13 protein-coding genes and 1 pseudogene are annotated in these 17037 nt (G+C 64.6%); 1 reads left to right on the forward strand and 13 read right to left on the reverse strand.

The genetic code is table 11. The features are described from left to right. Positions 1 to 743: 743 nt before the first annotated feature. The 3 genes from C7G41_RS38090 to C7G41_RS35735 all read right to left on the reverse strand — a co-directional run bounded on the left by C7G41_RS38090 (position 744) and on the right by C7G41_RS35735 (position 3536). Positions 744 to 1001, reverse strand: coding sequence for a hypothetical protein (locus C7G41_RS38090; RefSeq protein ID WP_007590640.1), 258 nt, complete (start codon positions 999 to 1001; stop codon positions 744 to 746). Between the two features lie 156 nt (positions 1002 to 1157). Then, positions 1158 to 1370, reverse strand: coding sequence for a hypothetical protein (locus C7G41_RS35730; protein ID WP_106946913.1), 213 nt, complete (start codon positions 1368 to 1370; stop codon positions 1158 to 1160). A 429-nt stretch (positions 1371 to 1799) separates the two neighbouring features. Next, positions 1800 to 3536: an adenylate/guanylate cyclase domain-containing protein gene (locus tag C7G41_RS35735; RefSeq protein ID WP_199198786.1), complete on the reverse strand. Its 1737-nt coding sequence runs from the start codon at positions 3534 to 3536 to the stop codon at positions 1800 to 1802. A 325-nt stretch (positions 3537 to 3861) separates the two neighbouring features. On the opposite strand from C7G41_RS35735, the gene C7G41_RS35740 reads away from it, so the two are divergent. After that, the gene (locus tag C7G41_RS35740) at positions 3862 to 6051 is read left to right on the forward strand and encodes a lytic transglycosylase domain-containing protein (RefSeq protein ID WP_106946915.1); all 2190 of its coding nucleotides are present in this window, start codon (positions 3862 to 3864) and stop codon (positions 6049 to 6051) included. A gap of 123 nt (positions 6052 to 6174) precedes the next feature. On the opposite strand, the gene C7G41_RS35745 is transcribed toward C7G41_RS35740, so the two are convergent. The 10 genes and pseudogenes from C7G41_RS35745 to adh form a co-directional block, all read right to left on the reverse strand. Beyond that, positions 6175 to 7143 carry a tripartite tricarboxylate transporter substrate binding protein BugD gene (locus C7G41_RS35745; RefSeq protein ID WP_106946916.1) on the reverse strand — a complete coding sequence of 323 codons (969 nt, stop codon included), beginning with the start codon at positions 7141 to 7143 and terminating at the stop codon, positions 6175 to 6177. An 86-nt stretch (positions 7144 to 7229) separates the two neighbouring features. Continuing rightward, entirely contained in the window at positions 7230 to 8471 is a 1242-nt protein-coding gene (locus C7G41_RS35750) for a threonine synthase (protein ID WP_106946917.1), read from the reverse strand. A gap of 145 nt (positions 8472 to 8616) precedes the next feature. Then, a complete protein-coding gene (lpdA, locus tag C7G41_RS35755) occupies positions 8617 to 10038 on the reverse strand; it encodes a dihydrolipoyl dehydrogenase (RefSeq protein WP_106946918.1) in 1422 nt (473 codons plus the stop codon). A gap of 17 nt (positions 10039 to 10055) precedes the next feature. Then, entirely contained in the window at positions 10056 to 10289 is a 234-nt protein-coding gene (locus tag C7G41_RS35760) for a hypothetical protein (RefSeq protein WP_106946919.1), read from the reverse strand. A gap of 8 nt (positions 10290 to 10297) precedes the next feature. After that, entirely contained in the window at positions 10298 to 11644 is a 1347-nt protein-coding gene (locus C7G41_RS35765) for a pyruvate dehydrogenase complex dihydrolipoamide acetyltransferase (protein WP_106946920.1), read from the reverse strand. Positions 11645 to 11706: 62 nt separating this feature from the next. Further along, positions 11707 to 12159 carry a nucleoside deaminase gene (locus C7G41_RS35770; protein ID WP_106946921.1) on the reverse strand — a complete coding sequence of 151 codons (453 nt, stop codon included), beginning with the start codon at positions 12157 to 12159 and terminating at the stop codon, positions 11707 to 11709. Between the two features lie 2 nt (positions 12160 to 12161). After that, positions 12162 to 12464: a DUF5076 domain-containing protein gene (locus tag C7G41_RS35775; RefSeq protein WP_007590623.1), complete on the reverse strand. Its 303-nt coding sequence runs from the start codon at positions 12462 to 12464 to the stop codon at positions 12162 to 12164. A gap of 3 nt (positions 12465 to 12467) precedes the next feature. Continuing rightward, positions 12468 to 13856, reverse strand: a complete 1389-nt coding sequence (locus tag C7G41_RS35780) for a pyruvate dehydrogenase complex E1 component subunit beta (RefSeq protein ID WP_106946922.1) — start codon at positions 13854 to 13856, stop codon at positions 12468 to 12470. 29 nt (positions 13857 to 13885) lie between these two features. After that, positions 13886 to 14908, reverse strand: a complete 1023-nt coding sequence (pdhA, locus tag C7G41_RS35785; RefSeq protein ID WP_007590620.1) for a pyruvate dehydrogenase (acetyl-transferring) E1 component subunit alpha — start codon at positions 14906 to 14908, stop codon at positions 13886 to 13888. A 388-nt stretch (positions 14909 to 15296) separates the two neighbouring features. Next, positions 15297 to 16746, reverse strand: a pseudogene (gene adh / locus C7G41_RS35790) (aldehyde dehydrogenase). Positions 16747 to 17037 lie beyond the last annotated feature (291 nt).

Genomic DNA, 17037 nt, shown 5'->3' on the forward strand with positions numbered 1-17037 from the left:
TCGCTCCAAGAGCAAGGCTGACACGATGATAAGCAGAACCGAATTAGAGAGTCCTACCGTGCGCCGCCGCACCGGGCCACAAGGATCAGCGGGCAAGCCCGGCCATCGCATCCAGCAGGCCCGCGATCCTTCCGAGAGCCACCGGGCGCAACCGGGCCGGGTCTAAACCTCGCGCGGGCGCAGCCCCAACTCTCGCCTTAAAACGGCAGCATGTGAAACTAGGGCCTAATAGGGCCCGGCGCTTACCAGCGGGACGCGGCGCCGCGCGCCGATCCTGATAAGCCGTTCATTGGTCGAGGCTTTTTAGTTTTCCCCGACCGCTTGAAATGACTGGACGCCAGGACCACACGGTTTTGCCGTACGCACGGCCCGCCATTTCGCCGCAGTATTCCCAGCCCTGTCGACGGAGCCGGAAACTTACAGACGAGACGAAGCCTAGCAGCGCCGCTCGTCGGAACGAAGCCTTGGGCTCACGGAGAGCAATCCGCCCTGCCCTTGGCCTCTCGTACCCGAACGCTGCCGCGTCCACCGCAAGCCCGGCTCGCGAACGTGACGACCACAAGATCGCCCCTCAAGGATGAGCCGGGATGGGCAACACATACGCCGTTTCCGAATTTCGGTAAAGCGGAATATTTTGGGCGCACCGCCTTGACATGGGCGTGTCGAGAAATGGTCAGGTGTTTTGCCCGACGGACAACCGCGACAGCCTCAGCGCCTCACCCACTTGCCCTTAAACGGGCGGGCTACGCTCGCCCTCTTGCGCGCTGGGCCTGAGCCCAGGCCGCGGTGACGTCGCGCGGCGGGACATCGACGCGCCGGATCGGCGTCAACTCGCCGGAGGCGGAGATGATCGCAGTCTCCTCGCGGCGGCAGCGCGGGCACACGAAGCGGACCTCGTTTGGCGAAGCCGACCAGCTCGAACGTTTCACATTGGCCGCCATCGGCCAGGCCGCGCAATGCGAGCATGACACCAGGAACCGACCGGGATCGAGCATACCCATTCCAAAGGACTCCGCGTCCTGCCTTCCTTTCAATGATTAATCCATGTGAATCGTTCCGGTGCCAAGACACCGCCAAGACACCGCCAAGACACCGCCAAGGACAGCGTCAAGGAACCGTCAAGACACCGTTGGCCTCAAACCAGGAGGCGGAGCGGCTCAGTGGGCGCCCTTGAGCGTGCACGACGTGCTGCAGGTGACCGTGTTGCCGTGGTCGCACGCCTTGCAGGCGGCAACGCACTGGGTCATGTCGCGGGGATTGAAAGAGGTGTAGTTCCGCATCGCGCAGACCGGGGTCGAGCCGGTGATGTCCTGCTCCTGGTTGCAGGCTGCCGTCATGAGTCCAAACATGATGACCGCAAGGAGGCGCATGGGATCGCCCGTGAGGCACGACAAAACAATCTCGCGAGGCGCGCTGCACCGCAACGAGCCCCGGCATTTCCGCAGCGGAAAATCGCCGCAGGCGTCCCCGCATCTGGATTGAGGATGCGCGCCAAGTGTTAAGAACGGATTGTCGGCGTCAGGCCGCAGCCTGGCTCGCGATGGCCTGCCGCATGTCCACCGCCAATTGGCGGTACTGCTCCGAAAGTTTCAGATAAAACTCGCGCTTGGTGCTGTCGGTGGCGAGCCTGGCGATCAGCTCGCATTCGGCGGTGAGCGCTCGAAGCGTTCGAGCCTGTTCTCAAGTTCTGTCATCGGCGTGTCCCCATCAAACGCCTCAAGGACACCAAACCTAAGCCCGGGAAATAGGTCACGGCGAACATCGTTATCGAGTAGAATAAATTTTTCCCGCGCGGCCGGCTATTTCTGCTCGAGCCGCCACGCGCCGTCCCAGCCCTCGCCCGGCGGATTGGCCTCGAACTGCGCAATGCGGGCGAGCAGCGCGCGCGAGGGGCCGTCGCCGGGGACGGCTTCCAGTGCCGCGTTGAAAGCGGCACGGGCCTCGTCGAAGCGACGGGCGCGATAGGCGGCGAGGCCCTCGGCGTAGTGCGAACGCAGGCTCTCATGCGCGGCCGTGAGCACGCCTGCCCGGCCCATCACCTCGAAGATCGCTTGCGGCGCGCTCTGGCCGGCGACCGCAAGACGATCGACCTCGCGCAATTCGAGGTGCGAACCGATCGCGTCCGCCGTCGCCTGCGAGATCAGGATACGGGTGCCATAGGTCTTGTTGACGGCCTCCAGCCGCGAGGCGAGGTTCACGGCATCGCCCATCACGGTGAAGCTCATCATCAGCTCGGAGCCGATGCTGCCGGTCAGGACCTCGCCGGTCGCGATGCCGATCCGCAAATCGCACGGCACCGGCATAGCGCGGATGCCGAGGAGATCCGGGAGCTGCTTCTGGAGCGCGGGCACCTGGTCGGCCATGTCGAGCGCGGCGAAGCAGGCAAGCTGAGACTGCTCCTCCTCCTCGATGAAGGGCGGCCCCCAATAGGACATGATGGCATCGCCGATATATTTGTCGATGATGCCGCGGTTGCTCCTGATCGGACCGGACATGACGGTGAAATAGTGGTTCATCACCCTGACCAGGCCGCGCGGGGTCATGCCCTCGCTCATCGCGGTGAAGCCGCTCATGTCGCAGAACATGATGGTCATCACCCGGCGCTGGCCGTCGATGGCGACCTCCGGCCGGTCGATCAGGCCCTGTACAACCTTCGGATCGATGTAGCGGCCAAAGGTCTCGCGGATGCGCTCGTTGTGGCGCAACTGCTCGACCATGCGGTTGAAGGCGGCGGCGAGCTCGCCGATCTCATCCTGGGTAGAGACATTGATGGCCTTGTCGAACCGGCCCGCCTCGACCTCGCGGGTGCCGGCCAGCAACAGCCGGACCGGTCGCGTGATCCCGGTGGAGACCATGATCGCAAAGCCAAGTCCGACGATCGCCGCGAGGATGGTTACGATGCCCGAGACGATGATCGCCTGGCGCTGATGGCGGATGACCTGCGCGGTGCTCACGAACACCTGCGAGAGCATCTCGGCGCGGATCGCGTCGATCCGCTGGGTGAAGAGATCCCTCAGCGCGTCTACATGGACAAGCACGTCGCGCGTGGCCGCAAAGTCCTTGGCATCGAGCAGCCTGAGCAGCTTGGCGTCCTCGTCATCGAGTTCGCGGCGAAGCTCCTTGACCGCATTCTCGATGCGCGTCTCGATCCGGGCGAGTGCCGCATTGTCCGACGGCGTGCTCTCATCGTCGATGATCGCGTTGATCAGCTTTCGCGCGGCTTCAGCCTCTTGCTCGACCTGGGCGTCGGTTTCCCGAAAGATCTTCAGGCGCGCGGCAAAACCCTCCTCGTCCGGCGGCGTCTGCATTTTTGCGATCACCATGCGCCGCATCGCCAGCGCCCGCTCCAGCGACCGCACATTGGACCGCGCCAGGTGGCCGTAGGCCGGAATATACCGCGCGGTCAGCTCATCCAGGAGATGGCCGACGCGGCTCGACATCACCATCGACAGGACCGCGGTGACGACCATCAGGATGATGAGGCCGAGCGCAATCCCGACGATCTTGCGCCGGATCGACTGGTTGAAAATCGGCATGGGCGCGGGACAATGGGCTGAAAGGGATAAGGCCTTGGAACCCAATACAACGGATTTGCCGCGGGGAATACGCGCAATTTGGCCGCTTGGGCGTCCTGAACCGCCGCAGCCGTCGCGCGAGCCTTATTCGTTAATGAAGGTTAAGAGCCGCGCTCCACCCCGCCGGTGCGGAGGTTCCCTCGCTCCATCCGTATTTCGCCGCATTGTTGGAACAGCTTGAGGATGCGAAACGACGTCGTGTCACCATTTTTGACGCAGCTTTGATTCTCGAGCCGCATCTCGTCGCGGACTTTGGTTTGTGCTGGTTTCGCAGGGGGACCACGGAATGAACCAGTGCCTACGCTCGCTCGCGTGTGTCGTTGCCGTGGCCGCTTTGGCCTTTGTCCCTACTGAGCTGGCAGCGAAGAGCAATCACAAATCGTCCGCGCCGAAGAAGACGCATGAGGCGAAAGCCGGCAAGCAGCGCCATGCCTCGGCCGGCAAGGCGCGACACGGCAAGCATGCCGAGGCCAGGCGCAAGTCGAAGAAACAGGACGACGCGCCCTCGGACAAGCCGGCGGCCCCGCCGTTGACCGGCGATCTCGCCGCGCTGAAGGATGCCATCGATCTCGCGCGGAAGGGAAAGACCGAGGATGCGAGCGCGGCGCGCGACCGCATTGCCGACCCTGCCGGACAGAAACTCGCCGACTGGTTCATGCTGCGCCATTCCGAAAGCACGGCGAATTTCAAGCGCTACGCCGCCTTCCTCGCCGCCAATCCGGACTGGCCGAGCAGCGCGCTGCTCCGCCGCCGTGCCGAAGCGCGGCTGTGGCAGGAGAAGGCCGACGCGGCGACCGTGCACAAATTCACGATGGACCGGCCGACCAGCGCCAAGGGCAAGTTCGCGCTCGCCCGCGTGCTGACGACCGAGGGCGACAGCGACAGGGCCGCGCGTCTGGTGCGCGAGGCCTGGCGCACGGACGAATTGTCCGAGCGCAGCGAGGAAGATGCCTACGAGGCGTTCCGCGATCTCCTGACCAGTGAGGATCATCGCGCCCGCATGGACAAGCGCCTCGGCGCCAAGGACTATGCGGCGGCGCGGCGCGCAGCCAAGCGGCTCGGCGAGGATGCGCTCGCGATCGTCAAGGCCTGCGCTGCGGTCACCGGCAAGTCCAGCAAAGCCAAGGATGACCTCGAGGAGGTCTCGGCCGAGGCGCGCCGCGACCTCGGCTATGTGCTGTGCCGCGCGCAATGGCATCTCCAGAATGACCGCATCGACGACGCGGCCGAGGTGATCCTGGCCGCCGCGCCCGATACGATGGCGGCGCAAGACACCGACGCCTGGTGGCGCGAGCGCCGCCTGCTCGCGCGAAAGCTGCTCGACCAGGGCAAGTTCAAGACTGCCTACGAGGTGGTGCGCTCGGCGGCCGTGCCCGCGATGGAGGTCTATCGCGTCGACCATCACTTCATGTGCGGCTGGATCGCGCTGCGCTATCTCGACGATCCCAGGGCGGCGATGACGCACTTCGCCGCGATCGACGAGGGCTCGGCCAATCCGCTCGCGCTGTCGCGCGCGCATTATTGGCGTGGCCGTGCAGCCGAGGCGATGAACGCAACCACCGATGCGCGCCTGAGCTATCAGGCGGCGGCGCGCTATCCGACCGCCTATTACGGCCAGCTCGCCCGCGCCAGGCTCGGCCTCGACCGCATCGATCTCCGCGCGCCCTCGCTTGTGCTGGCCGCGGCCGATACGCCGGCCGCGGACGACCGCGTGCGCGCCGCCGACATGCTCTATGGCGTCGGTGAGCGCGACATGGTGTTTTACTACGCCGAGGATTTCGCCAAGGAGAGTACCGATGTCGCGGCACTCGAAGCGCTCGGCGAGCTCGCCGGCCGGCGCAACGATGCGCGCGTGATGCTCGAGGTCGGCAAGTCGGCGCTAGCGCGCGGGCTCGCGCTCGATCACTACGCCTTCCCGACCATCGGCATCCCAGATCATAAGCAGGTCGCGCCTGCGATCGAGCCCAGCGTGATCTATTCTGTGGCGCGCACCGAAAGCTCGTTCGACCAGCGCGACAAATCGGCCGCCAACGCAGTCGGGCTGATGCAGGTGACGCCGGAAGCGGGCCGCGACACCGCAAAGCGCTTCGGCCTGACCTATGACTGGGACAAGATGGTCTCCGATCCCGTCTACAACACGCAGATGGGCGCGGCCGAGCTCAGCGCACTTCTGTCGGAATATCGCGGCAACCAAATCATGACCTTCGCCGGCTACAATGCCGGCCGGGGCCGCGTGCGCGAATGGGTGCAGGCGCGCGGCGACCCCAGGGATCCCAAGGTCGATCCGGTCGACTGGGTCGAGCGTATCCCGCTGTCGGAGACGCGCAACTACGTCCAGCGCGTGATCGAAAACGTGCTGGTCTACCGCGCCCGGTTCGAGGGCAGCGGCATGATCGCCGGCAAGAGCGATCAGCGCGTGGTGGCGAAGGATGCGGCGGCTGTGGCGACGCCGGTAGGGTTTACGGGGACGGAGTAGGCTCTGGCTTCGTAGGGTGGATTAGCGAAGCGTAATCCACCAGTTCTATCGCTGCACGAGAAGAGATGGATTACGCCGAGCGACTGCGCTTCGCGCAGCGCGAATCCACCCTACCAGAACGCCTCAATCCACCTTGATGTTGGCCGCCTTGATAATCGGCCACCACTTCGCGATCTCGGCCTTCTGGCGGGCTCCGAGCGCCTCGGGCGTGAGCTGATCCTGCGGTGTCATTTCCAGGCCCTGGCTTTCGAGCTGCTTCTTCACGCCGGGATCGTTCAGCGCTTCCACGGCCGCGGCATTGAGTTTGGCGACGATCGCCTTCGGCGTGCCCTTCGGCACCCACATGCCGGACCACAGTGTCATGTTGAAACCCTTCAGGCCCGCCTCCTCCGCCGTCGGGATGTCGGGCGCCGAGGGCAGACGCTTGTCGTCGGTGATGGCGTAGGCGCGAATGGTGCCGGCACGGACCTGGTTGATGGAGTTCGAGGTCTGGTCGACGATGACGTCGATCTGGCCGGCGATGAGATCGTTCAGGGCGGGCGCGGTGCCGCGATACGGCACGTATTGCAGCTTGATGCCGCTGACGCTCTCGAAATAGACCCCGGCGATGTGGCTGCCCGAGCCTGCGCCGGCGGTGCCGGCGGTCGGCGGCGACGGCCGCGACTTCAGCCAATCCAGCAGCTCCTTCAGCGAGGTCGCGGGCACCGCGTTCTTGCTGACCACGATCATCGGATTGCTCGGCAGCAGCACCACCGGCTCCAGGTCCGCGACCAGGTCGTAATTGAGCTTGTAGACGGCGCCGTTGGCAACGTGGGTGCCGAGATGGCCAAACGAAATCGTGTAGCCGTCAGGGGCCGAATGCACGGCGCGGCCGACGCCGATCGAGCCGCCGGCGCCAGTGACGTTCTCGATCACCAGCGGCTGGCCGAGCGCCGTGCGCATCCGCTCGGCAAGCACACGCGCCATCGCATCCGACGGCCCGCCAGCGGCGAAGGGCACGATGATGGTGATGGGACGCGAGGGATAGTCGTCGGCGCGCGCGGCGCCTGCAACAGCGAGAACAGCAATCAGCGCAGCCCAGGCGGCCTTCATTGTCTTCTCCCAGCAATGTCATTGTTGTTTTTGTCTCTTCCCGCGTACGGGAAGAGGGATCGTTCGTGAAGGGACGAAATGCCGCGCTAGAACTGCGAATAATCGATCGGCTTGTGGCGATCGAGCGTCCGGGTGACCGGCGGCAGCGGGTATTTCAGGCCGGTGGCGCAATTGAACAGCATCACGCGATCGGTCTTGCTCACGCGGCCGTCGGCGAGGCTGTCCTTGTAGGCGGCGTAGGTCGCGGCGCCTTCGGGGCAGAGCAGCAGCCCCTCCTCGCGCGCGACCTCGTTCAGTGCCGACGAAATCTTGTCGTCGTCGACCGCGATGGCAAAGCCCTTGCTCTGGCGCACCGCGCGCAGAATGAGAAAATCGCCGATCGCCTGCGGCACGCGGATGCCCGAAGCGATGGTGTGGGCGTCCTCCCAGCGCGTCGCATGCTCGGTGCCTGCCTCATAGGCACGCACCATCGGCGCACAGCCGGAGGCCTGCACCGCAACCATGCGCGGGCGCTTGCTGCCGATGAAGCCGATCTTCTCGAGCTCGTCGAAAGCCTTCCACATGCCGATAAGGCCAGTGCCGCCGCCGGTCGGATAGAAGATCACGTCGGGCACGTCCCAGCCGAGCTGCTCGGCGAGCTCGAGCCCCATCGTCTTCTTGCCCTCGATCCGGTACGGCTCCTTCAAGGTCGAGGTGTCGAACCAGCCGACTTTCGCCTTGCCCTCGCCGACGATCTTGCCGCAATCGTCGATATAGCCGTTGACGCGGTAGACGGTCGCGCCCTGCAGCTCGATCTCGCTGACATTCACCTCCGGCGTATCGGCCGGGCAGAAGATCGTGGTCTTGATGCCGCAGGAGGTCGCATAGGCCGCGAGCGCCGCGCCGGCATTGCCGTTGGTCGGCATCGCCATGTGCTTGATGCCGAGCGCCTTGCCCATCGACACCGCCATCACGAGGCCGCGCGCCTTGAAAGAGCCGGTCGGCAGCCGCCCCTCGTCCTTCACGATGATCTCGCCGCCGCCGAGATTTGCGCCGAGCTTCGGCAGCCGGATCAACGGCGTGGTCACCTCGCCGAGCGAGACGATGTCCTTGCATTTGCGTACCGGCAAAAGCTCGCGGTAGCGCCACATGTCGGCGGGGCGCTGGCTCAGCGCATCCTTGGTCAGCGCCTTCTTCACACCCGCGAGGTCGTAGCGCACCAGCAGTGGCTTGCCGGCCTTGGAGAGGTTGTGGACCTGGTCGGCCGGATAATGATCGCCCTCCATCGCGCATTCGAGATGGGTGACGAAGCTCGGGCGCTCGATGGTGAGGTTGTCGTTGTCGTGCATGGGTTGGTTTCCTTCTTATTTTGCAAACGGCTCTCTTTGATCGTCATTGCGAGCGTAGCGAAGCAATCCAGACTGCCTCTACGGAAAGACTCTGGATTGCTTCGCTGCGCTCGCAATGACGGCGGTGGGCGGCGATTGGCGCCCGTCAAATATTCAGCACCCTTCCATAAGCATCCAGCACAGCTTCCTTCATCATCTCCGACAGCGTCGGATGCGGGAACACCGTGTGCATCAGCTCCTCTTCCGTCGTCTCCAGGTTCATGGCGACGACGTAGCCCTGGATCAGCTCGGTGACCTCTGCGCCGATCATGTGGGCGCCGAGCAGCTGGCCCGTCTTCTTGTCGAAGATGACCTTGACCAGGCCCTGGTCCTCGCCGAGCGCGATGGCCTTGCCGTTGCCGACGAAGGGGAAGCGGCCGACGCGGATCTCGCGGCCGTTCTCCTTGGCCCTGGCTTCGGTCAGGCCGACGGAGGCCACCTGAGGCTGACAATAGGTGCAGCCCGGGATCAGATTCTTGTCCATGGCATGCGGGTGCAGGCCCTTGATCGCCTCGACGCAGATCACGCCTTCATGTTCGGCCTTGTGCGCGAGCATGGGCGGGCCGGCGACATCGCCGATGGCGTAGATGCCGGGGATGTTGGTCTTGCCGTAGCCGTCGATCACGATGCAGCCGCGATCGGTTTTGACGCCGAGCTTTTCGAGGCCGAGATTCTCGATGTTGCCGACGACGCCGACCGCCGAGATCACGCGCTCGAACTCGGTGGTCACAGGCTTGCCCTTGCCGTCGTCGATGGTGGCGGCGACGCTGTCGGCCTTCTTCTCGAGTTTTGTCACTTTGGTCGAGGACAGGATCTTGATGCCCTGCTTCTCGAACCGCTTGCGGGCCAGGCCCGCGATCTCGGCGTCCTCGACGGGGAGGATCTGCGGCAGCACCTCGACCACGGTGACGTCGGAGCCCATGGTGTGGAAGAACGAGGCGAACTCGATGCCGATCGCGCCGGAGCCGACCACCAGCAGCGACTTCGGCATCCGCTCCGGCACCATCGCCTCGAAATAGGTCCAGATCAGCTTCTTGTCGGGTTCGAGGCCCGGCAGCACGCGCGGCCGCGCGCCGGTCGCGACGATGATGTGCTTGGCCTGGTAGCTCCCCTCGCCCAGCGCGCCCTTCGGCGCCTCGACGTCGGACTTCTTCACGGTGACCTTGCCGGGCGCGTCGATCGAGGCCGCGCCCCAGATCACGCTGACCTTGTTCTTCTTCATCAGGAAGCCAACGCCGTCGTTCAGCCGCTTCGAGACGCCGCGCGAGCGCTGCACCACCGCCTTGGGATCGAACGAGACCTTCTCGGCCGAGAGGCCGTAATCCTTGGCGTGCTGCATGTAGTGGTAGATCTCGGCCGAGCGCAGCAGCGCCTTGGTCGGGATGCAACCCCAGTTCAGGCAGATGCCGCCGAGATAGGATTTTTCGACGATCGCGACCTTGAAGCCGAGCTGGGCGGCCCGAATCGCGGTGACATAGCCGCCGGGGCCGGAACCGATGATGATGACGTCGAAGGATGTATCGGCCATGGCGGCTCCCGTTCAACTCAAGCGGTCGTTGCGCCGCGGGCGCGGCGATTGAGGAAGTAAGTTCTGATCAGCCATTCGACGAGAATGACCGCCGCCATGATGGCGAAGATGGTAAGCGCAATCGGCGCCCAGATGTTGCGCGACAGCGCCTCGCCGGCGAAGAAGGCCGACTCAACGACGTCGCGGCCGAGCGGGCTGAGCGTAAGGATCAGCGAAACCAGCGTCGAGATCCAGGGCCAGCGCGTCGTCATGCGCCATCTCACACCATCATCATGACGGGGTTTTCGATCAGCTGCTTGAAGGCACCGATCAGCTCGGCGCCGAGCGCGCCGTCGATGGCGCGGTGATCGCAGGACAGGGTCACGCTCATCATGTTCGCGATCTCGATCTTGCCGCCGCGGACCACGGGCCGCTCCTCGCTAGTGCCGACCGCGAGGATGGTCGCATGCGGGGGATTGATCACGGCGGTGAAGTGGCTGATGCCGAACATGCCGAGGTTCGAGACGGCGGTGGTGCCGCCCTGGTACTCTTCGGGCTTCAGCTTGCGCGAGCGGGCGCGCGCCGCAAAATCCTTCATCTCGTTGGAGATGGTCGACAGGGTCTTGGTCTCGGCCTTGCGGATGATCGGCGTGATCAGGCCGCCGGGCATCGCTACCGCAACGCCGACATCGGAATGGTGGTGCTTGACCATGCCGGATTCGGTCCAGCTCACATTGCAGTTCGGGATCTTCTGCAGCGCGACCGCCATCGCCTTGATGACGAAGTCGTTGACCGAGATCTTGTAGAGCGGCTTCTTCTCCTTGTCCTTGGGAGCAGCCGCGTTGATCTCCTCGCGCGCGGCGAGCAGCTTGCCGATGTCGCAGTCGATGGTGAGGTAGAAGTGCGGGACGTTCTGGATCGACGCGGTCAGGCGCTGCGCGATCGTGCGGCGCATGCCATCATGCGGGACGACCTCGTAAGAGCCCGGCTCGAACAGCGACAGGATCTGCTTGTCCGACATGGTCGGCGCGCTCGAGGGCGCGCCTGACGGCGCCGCGGGAGCCTTGAGACCCTTGCCGGACTTGGCCTGCTCGACGTCGCGCGCCACCACGCGGCCGTGTGGTCCGGTGCCGGTCACCATCGCAACATCGACGCCGGCTTCCTTGGCGAGCCGGCGCGCCAGTGGCGAGGAGAACACGCGGCCGCCATGGCCGTTGCTCTGCGCAGCCGGTGCTGCGGCAGGTTTCGGCGCGGCAGCTGTGGGCGGCGGCGCAGCCTTGGGCGCAACTGGCGCGGGCGCCGGAGCAGCCGCGGGAGCTTCAGCAGCTTTCGGAGGCGCGGCCGAAGCGCTGGGCTTGGCGGCACCTGCCGCCTTGACGTCCTCGCCCTCGCCGGCCAGCACCGCGATCACGTCGTTGACCGGGACGTCCTGCGTGCCCTCGGGCACGAGGATCCTGGCGATCGTGCCCTCGTCGATGGCTTCGACCTCCATGGTCGCCTTGTCGGTCTCGATCTCGGCGATGACGTCGCCGGATTTGACCTTGTCGCCTTCCTTCTTCAGCCACTTGGCGAGGTTGCCCTTCTCCATCGTCGGCGAAAGAGCGGGCATCAGGATGTTGATGGGCATGCTGACCTCACGAAGAACTTCTCAAAACGTCGGCCCCGGGAGCGAGGACGAACAGACCAGGTTTAGTTGCCGATGTCGCCCTGCCACAGGCGCTCATTGGCAGGATTGGAACGCCAGTTCTTCATCATGGTGATGGAGCGGTCGTCCGCAAGATCGATCCAGGGGATGCCGAACTTGTCGAGGATGTCCTTGGAGCCCGGGAAGGTGACGGATTCCCCGATGACCACCAATTGGACCTTGAACAGAGCGAGCGCGCCGGCGCACATCGAGCACGGCGACAGCGTGGTGTACATGACGGTGTCGTGGAACGAGATCACGCCGGCCTCGCGCAGGCAGCTCATCTCGCCGTGCAGGATCACGTTCTTTTCCTGCACGCGGTTGTTGTGACCGCGGGCGATGACCTTGTTGTCGCGGGTCAGCACGGCGCCGATCGGCAGGCCGCCCTGCGCGATCGAGGCTTCCGCCTCGCGGATCGCTTCCAGCATGAAATCGAAATGATAGGATTCGATCGCCATGGTCAGTGTCCCTTCCCGCGCGGCGTCGTGGTGCCGGTGTCGGTGGGACGCTCGATCTCGGCCTGGAACATCTCGATGATCCGGTTCAGCGCGTCCTCCTCGGTGTATTCGCTCTCGCGCGCATAGGCACGCGCGGCGTGACGGGCGAGATCGACCAGCAGCAGGCCCCACATGTCGGGCTCGTCGAAGGCCCGCTGGAACGCCATCGACAGCCCGCCGTCCAGCACGAACACGCGCAGGATCTCGACCGCATCATCGCGGACGAGGACGTCGGGTGGTAATGGCTGCTCCTTCGGGCCCGCCATGGTCTACCTGTAGCAGACGGCTTTGGCGGCCTCGACCACTTCGGCCACCGAAGGCAGCGCGAGCTTTTCCAGGTTCGCGGCATAGGGCATCGGCACGTCCTTGCCGGAGACCCGGGCGACCGGCGCATCCAGATAGTCGAAGGCGTTCTCCATGATCCGCGCGGCGATCTCGGCGCCGACACCGCTCTGGGCCCAGCCCTCTTCCACCGTGACGGCACGTCCCGTCTTCTTGACCGAGTTGATGATGGTCTCGGTGTCCATCGGACGCAGCGTGCGCAGGTCGATCACCTCGGCCTCGATACCATCCTTGGCGAGCTCGTCGGCGGCCTTCAGCGCGTAGCTCATGCCGTTCGACCAGGAGATGATGGTGACATGGCCGCCGGAGCGCACGATGCGCGCCTTGCCGATCGGAATCACGAAATCGTCGAGCTTCGGCACTTCGCCGGTGTGACCGTAGAGCATCTCGTTCTCGAGGAAGATCACCGGGTTGGGATCGCGGATCGCAGCCTTGAGCAGGCCCTTGTAATCAGCGGCCGAGTACGGCGCGACGACCTTGAGGCCCGGGACGTTCGAATACCAGGATGAATAGTCCTGGCTGTGCTGGGCGGCCACGCGGGAAGCGGCGCCGTTGGGCCCGCGGAACACGATCGAGCAGCCCATCTGGCCGCCGGACATGTAGAGCGTCTTGGCCGCGGAGTTGATGATCTGGTCGACCGCCTGCATGGCGAAGTTGAAGGTCATGAACTCGACGATCGGCTTCAACCCGCTCATCGCGGCGCCGACCCCGATGCCGGCAAAGCCGTGCTCGGTGATCGGCGTGTCGATGACGCGCTTGGCGCCGAATTCCTGAAGCAGCCCTTGCGTCACCTTGTAGGCGCCTTGGTATTCCGCGACCTCTTCGCCCATCACGAAGACGTCGGCGTCGCGGCGCATCTCTTCGGCCATGGCATCGCGCAGGGCTTCGCGGATGGTCTGCGTCACCATCTCGGTGCCGGCGGGCACTTCCGGGTCGGGCTCTGCGACGGCTTGCGGCGCCGGCGCGGCTTTGGGAGCTGGAGCCTCGGCCTTCGCAGCGGCAGGGGCTGCGGACTCGGCGGACTTCTGCTGCTGCGCAGGCGCCGGCGCCTTGGCGAGATCGGCGGCACTCTCGCCATCGGCCAGAATCGTCGCGATAGGCGTGTTCACGGCGACGTCGGCGGTGCCCTCGGGGATCAGGATCTTGCCGAGCGTACCTTCATCCGTCGCCTCGACCTCCATGGTCGCCTTGTCGGTCTCGATCTCGGCGATGACGTCGCCGGACTTGATCGTCTCACCCTCTTTTTTCAGCCATTTGGAGAGGTTGCCCTTCTCCATCGTGGGCGACAACGCGGGCATCAGCACTTGAATTGGCATATCGACTCCAAAAGAAAGCTTGCGCGCGTTCAGCGGTAAATATCGGTCCAGAGCTCGGCGGCATCCGGCTCGGGATCATGCTGGGCGAAATCGGCGGACGCGTTGACGATGTCGCGCACCTCGGCGTCGATCGCCTTCAGATCCTGCTCGCTGACCTTGGCGGCCAACAGGCGGTTGCGCACCTGCTCGATCGGATCCTGGTCGTGGCGGACTTTTTCGACCTCCTCGCGCGTTCTGTACTTTGCGGGATCCGACATCGAGTGGCCGCGATAACGGTAGGTCTGCATCTCCAGGATGAAGGGGCCCTTGCCGGCGCGGCACCACGCCGCCGCCTCGTCGCCGGCAGCCTTCACGGCACGGACGTCCATGCCGTCGACCTGCTGGCCGGGAATGTTGAAGGAGGCGCCGCGCTTGGAGAAATCCTGCTGCGCCGAAGCGCGCGAGACCGAAGTGCCCATGGCGTAGCGGTTGTTCTCGATGACGTAGATCACCGGCAGCTTCCAGAGCTCCGCCATGTTGAAGCTCTCATAGACCTGGCCCTGGTTGGCCGCGCCGTCGCCGAAATAGGTGACGCTGACATTGTCGTTGTCGCGATAGTGATTGGCGAAAGCAAGCCCGGTGCCGAGCGAGACCTGGGCGCCGACGATGCCGTGGCCGCCGTAAAAGTGCTTCTCCTTGCTGAACATGTGCATGGAGCCGCCCTTGCCCTTGGAATAACCGCCGCGACGGCCCGTGAGCTCGGCCATGACGCCGTTGGCCTCCATGCCGGTGGCGAGCATATGGCCGTGATCGCGATAGCCGGTGATGACCTGATCGCCCGGCTTCAGAGCCATCTGCATCCCGACCACTACGGCCTCCTGGCCGATATAAAGGTGGCAGAAGCCGCCGATCGCGCCCATGCCGTAGAGCTGGCCGGCCTTTTCCTCGAACCGCCGGATCAGGAGCATGTCGCGGAGCGCCTTGAGCTCCTGCTCCCTGGTGAATTCCGGGGGCGAACCGCCGTCGGTCTTGTCTTGTGCAGTGCTTGCGGCGGCTTTCTTGGGTGCGGCCATGGGAATTCCGGGTCAGAGAAAACTTCAGCCCTGTCTAACCCAACTCAAACGCCCTTGGAAAGCACCGCGGCGGCATGGCACGACTTTCATTATGCCGCACTGCAACGCGATCGTAATATTGGAAAATCTTTGGCGCGGATCAGGCAACAAATTTAATCACTGACGCCGCCCGACACAGATTCGTGGCCGCATCAAGAACTGCGAGCCACCATTATCCTGCCCGCCCGAAACCAAGCGCATGAGTCTGGCGCCGAAGCTTCCACAGCGTCATGACCGGCCTTGTCCCGGCCATCCACGCCTGGCCCACACATCTGGCCCAACGGCACGAAGGACGTGGATGGCCGGGACAAGCCCGGGCACGACGACCTCCTGAGTGCCACATCCCCGATCAGAAGAAGCCGAGCTTCTTGGGGCTGTAGCTGACCAACAGATTCTTGGTCTGCTGGTAGTGATCGAGCATCATCTTGTGGGTCTCACGCCCGACACCCGACTGCTTGTAGCCGCCGAAGGCCGCATGCGCGGGATAGGCATGGTAGCAGTTGGTCCAGACCCGGCCGGCCTGGATTGCTCGGCCGAAACGATAGCAGCGGTTGGCGTCGCGGCTCCAGACGCCGGCCCCCAGGCCGTAGAGCGATCTCCTCCTGGAACACGCGCATCTTGTTGTGGCCCTCGAACACGGTCGGCTGGACATAGAAGCCGCCGGCGAGATCGCCGCCGAGCTCGGCGCGTCCGCCGCCGGCCAGCACCTTTGCTCCCTCCTGCTTGCCGATGTCGATATAGGAGAGGATTTTCGCGAGCTGCTCGCCCGATGCCTGCGCGCCGATCATGGTGTCGGCCGCGCGCGGGTCGCCCTGCTTGATCGCGGCGACGCGCTTCAGCGCCCGCTCCATGAAGCGGTCATAGATGTCGGCATGGACCAGCGCCCGGCTCGGACAGGTGCAGACCTCGCCCTGGTTCAGCGCGAACATGACGAAACCTTCGATCGCCTTGTCGAAGAAATCGTCGTCTTCGGCGATGACGTCGCTGAAGAAGATGTTGGGCGACTTGCCGCCGAGCTCGAGCGTGACGGGAATGAGGTTCTGGCTGGCATATTGCATGATCAGCCGGCCCGTCGTGGTCTCGCCGGTGAAGGCGATCTTGGCGATGCGCGGGCTGGACGCGAGCGGCTTGCCGGCTTCCAGACCAAAGCCGTTGACGATGTTGAGGACGCCAGGCGGCAGAATGTCGCCGATGATCTCGGCCCAGACCATGATCGAGGCCGGGGTCTGCTCGGCCGGCTTGAGCACGACGCAATTGCCGGCGGCGAGCGCGGGCGCGAGCTTCCAGCAGGCCATCAGCAACGGGAAGTTCCAGGGAATGATCTGGCCGACCACACCGAGCGGTTCGTGGAAATGGTAGGCGACGGTGTCGTGATCGATCTCGCCGATCGAGCCTTCCTGGGCGCGGATGGCGCCGGCGAAATAGCGGAAATGATCGATGGCGAGCGGGAGGTCGGCGGCGCGGGTCTCGCGGATCGGCTTGCCGTTGTCCCAGGTCTCGGCGATGGCGAGACGCTCGAGATTGTCTTCCATGCGGTCGGCGATGCGGTTCAGCATCGCGGCGCGCTCGGCGACGCTGGTGCGGCCCCAGGCGGCCTTGGCGGCATGCGCTGCGTCGAGCGCTGCCTCGACGTCCTGCGCGTCGGAGCGCGCGATCTTGCAGACGATCTGGCCCGTCACCGGCGAGGCGTTGTCGAAATACTTGCCGGAGATCGGCGCGACGAATTTGCCGCCGATGAAATTGTCATAACGTTCGGCGAAGGGACTTTTGGTGACGCTGAGGAATTCCACCTTGTTCATTGATCACTCCCGATGTTTGCTGTTTGCGCAATTCGTCGCGTGGTCGCGACTTGCGCCGACGATGTCGCGGGAAGCGTCTTCTGTCAGCCCTGATAGGAGCGATCACGGAGCCGACCTGTCGCAGTTCTGCGACAGGTGACGAGGCTGCACGTCGTGCCGCCGCACATACTGATCCCGCCGCACATGTTCACCTCATCCTGAGAGCCTGACCGGAAAAGGGTGAGCGGCTTTGGCTGGCCTGTGATTCCTTCGGATTTGCAAAGATTCGAGGGAGGACACCATGCCATGGAC

This window comes from Bradyrhizobium sp. MOS002, assembly GCF_003020115.1.
GTDB lineage: Bacteria > Pseudomonadota > Alphaproteobacteria > Rhizobiales > Xanthobacteraceae > Bradyrhizobium.

What these genes read in the sequence shown, in the direction of transcription:
- C7G41_RS38090 (WP_007590640.1), bottom strand. Translation starts at nt 1,001, where the DNA reads ATGGGTATGCTCGATCCCGGTCGGTTCCTGGTGTCATGCTCGCATTGC.
- C7G41_RS35730 (WP_106946913.1), bottom strand. Translation starts at nt 1,370, where the DNA reads ATGCGCCTCCTTGCGGTCATCATGTTTGGACTCATGACGGCAGCCTGC.
- C7G41_RS35735 (WP_199198786.1), bottom strand. Translation starts at nt 3,536, where the DNA reads ATGCCGATTTTCAACCAGTCGATCCGGCGCAAGATCGTCGGGATTGCG.
- C7G41_RS35740 (WP_106946915.1), top strand. Translation starts at nt 3,862, where the DNA reads ATGAACCAGTGCCTACGCTCGCTCGCGTGTGTCGTTGCCGTGGCCGCT.
- C7G41_RS35745 (WP_106946916.1), bottom strand. Translation starts at nt 7,143, where the DNA reads ATGAAGGCCGCCTGGGCTGCGCTGATTGCTGTTCTCGCTGTTGCAGGC.
- C7G41_RS35750 (WP_106946917.1), bottom strand. Translation starts at nt 8,471, where the DNA reads ATGCACGACAACGACAACCTCACCATCGAGCGCCCGAGCTTCGTCACC.
- lpdA (WP_106946918.1), bottom strand. Translation starts at nt 10,038, where the DNA reads ATGGCCGATACATCCTTCGACGTCATCATCATCGGTTCCGGCCCCGGC.
- C7G41_RS35760 (WP_106946919.1), bottom strand. Translation starts at nt 10,289, where the DNA reads ATGACGACGCGCTGGCCCTGGATCTCGACGCTGGTTTCGCTGATCCTT.
- C7G41_RS35765 (WP_106946920.1), bottom strand. Translation starts at nt 11,644, where the DNA reads ATGCCCATCAACATCCTGATGCCCGCTCTTTCGCCGACGATGGAGAAG.
- C7G41_RS35770 (WP_106946921.1), bottom strand. Translation starts at nt 12,159, where the DNA reads ATGGCGATCGAATCCTATCATTTCGATTTCATGCTGGAAGCGATCCGC.
- C7G41_RS35775 (WP_007590623.1), bottom strand. Translation starts at nt 12,464, where the DNA reads ATGGCGGGCCCGAAGGAGCAGCCATTACCACCCGACGTCCTCGTCCGC.
- C7G41_RS35780 (WP_106946922.1), bottom strand. Translation starts at nt 13,856, where the DNA reads ATGCCAATTCAAGTGCTGATGCCCGCGTTGTCGCCCACGATGGAGAAG.
- pdhA (WP_007590620.1), bottom strand. Translation starts at nt 14,908, where the DNA reads ATGGCCGCACCCAAGAAAGCCGCCGCAAGCACTGCACAAGACAAGACC.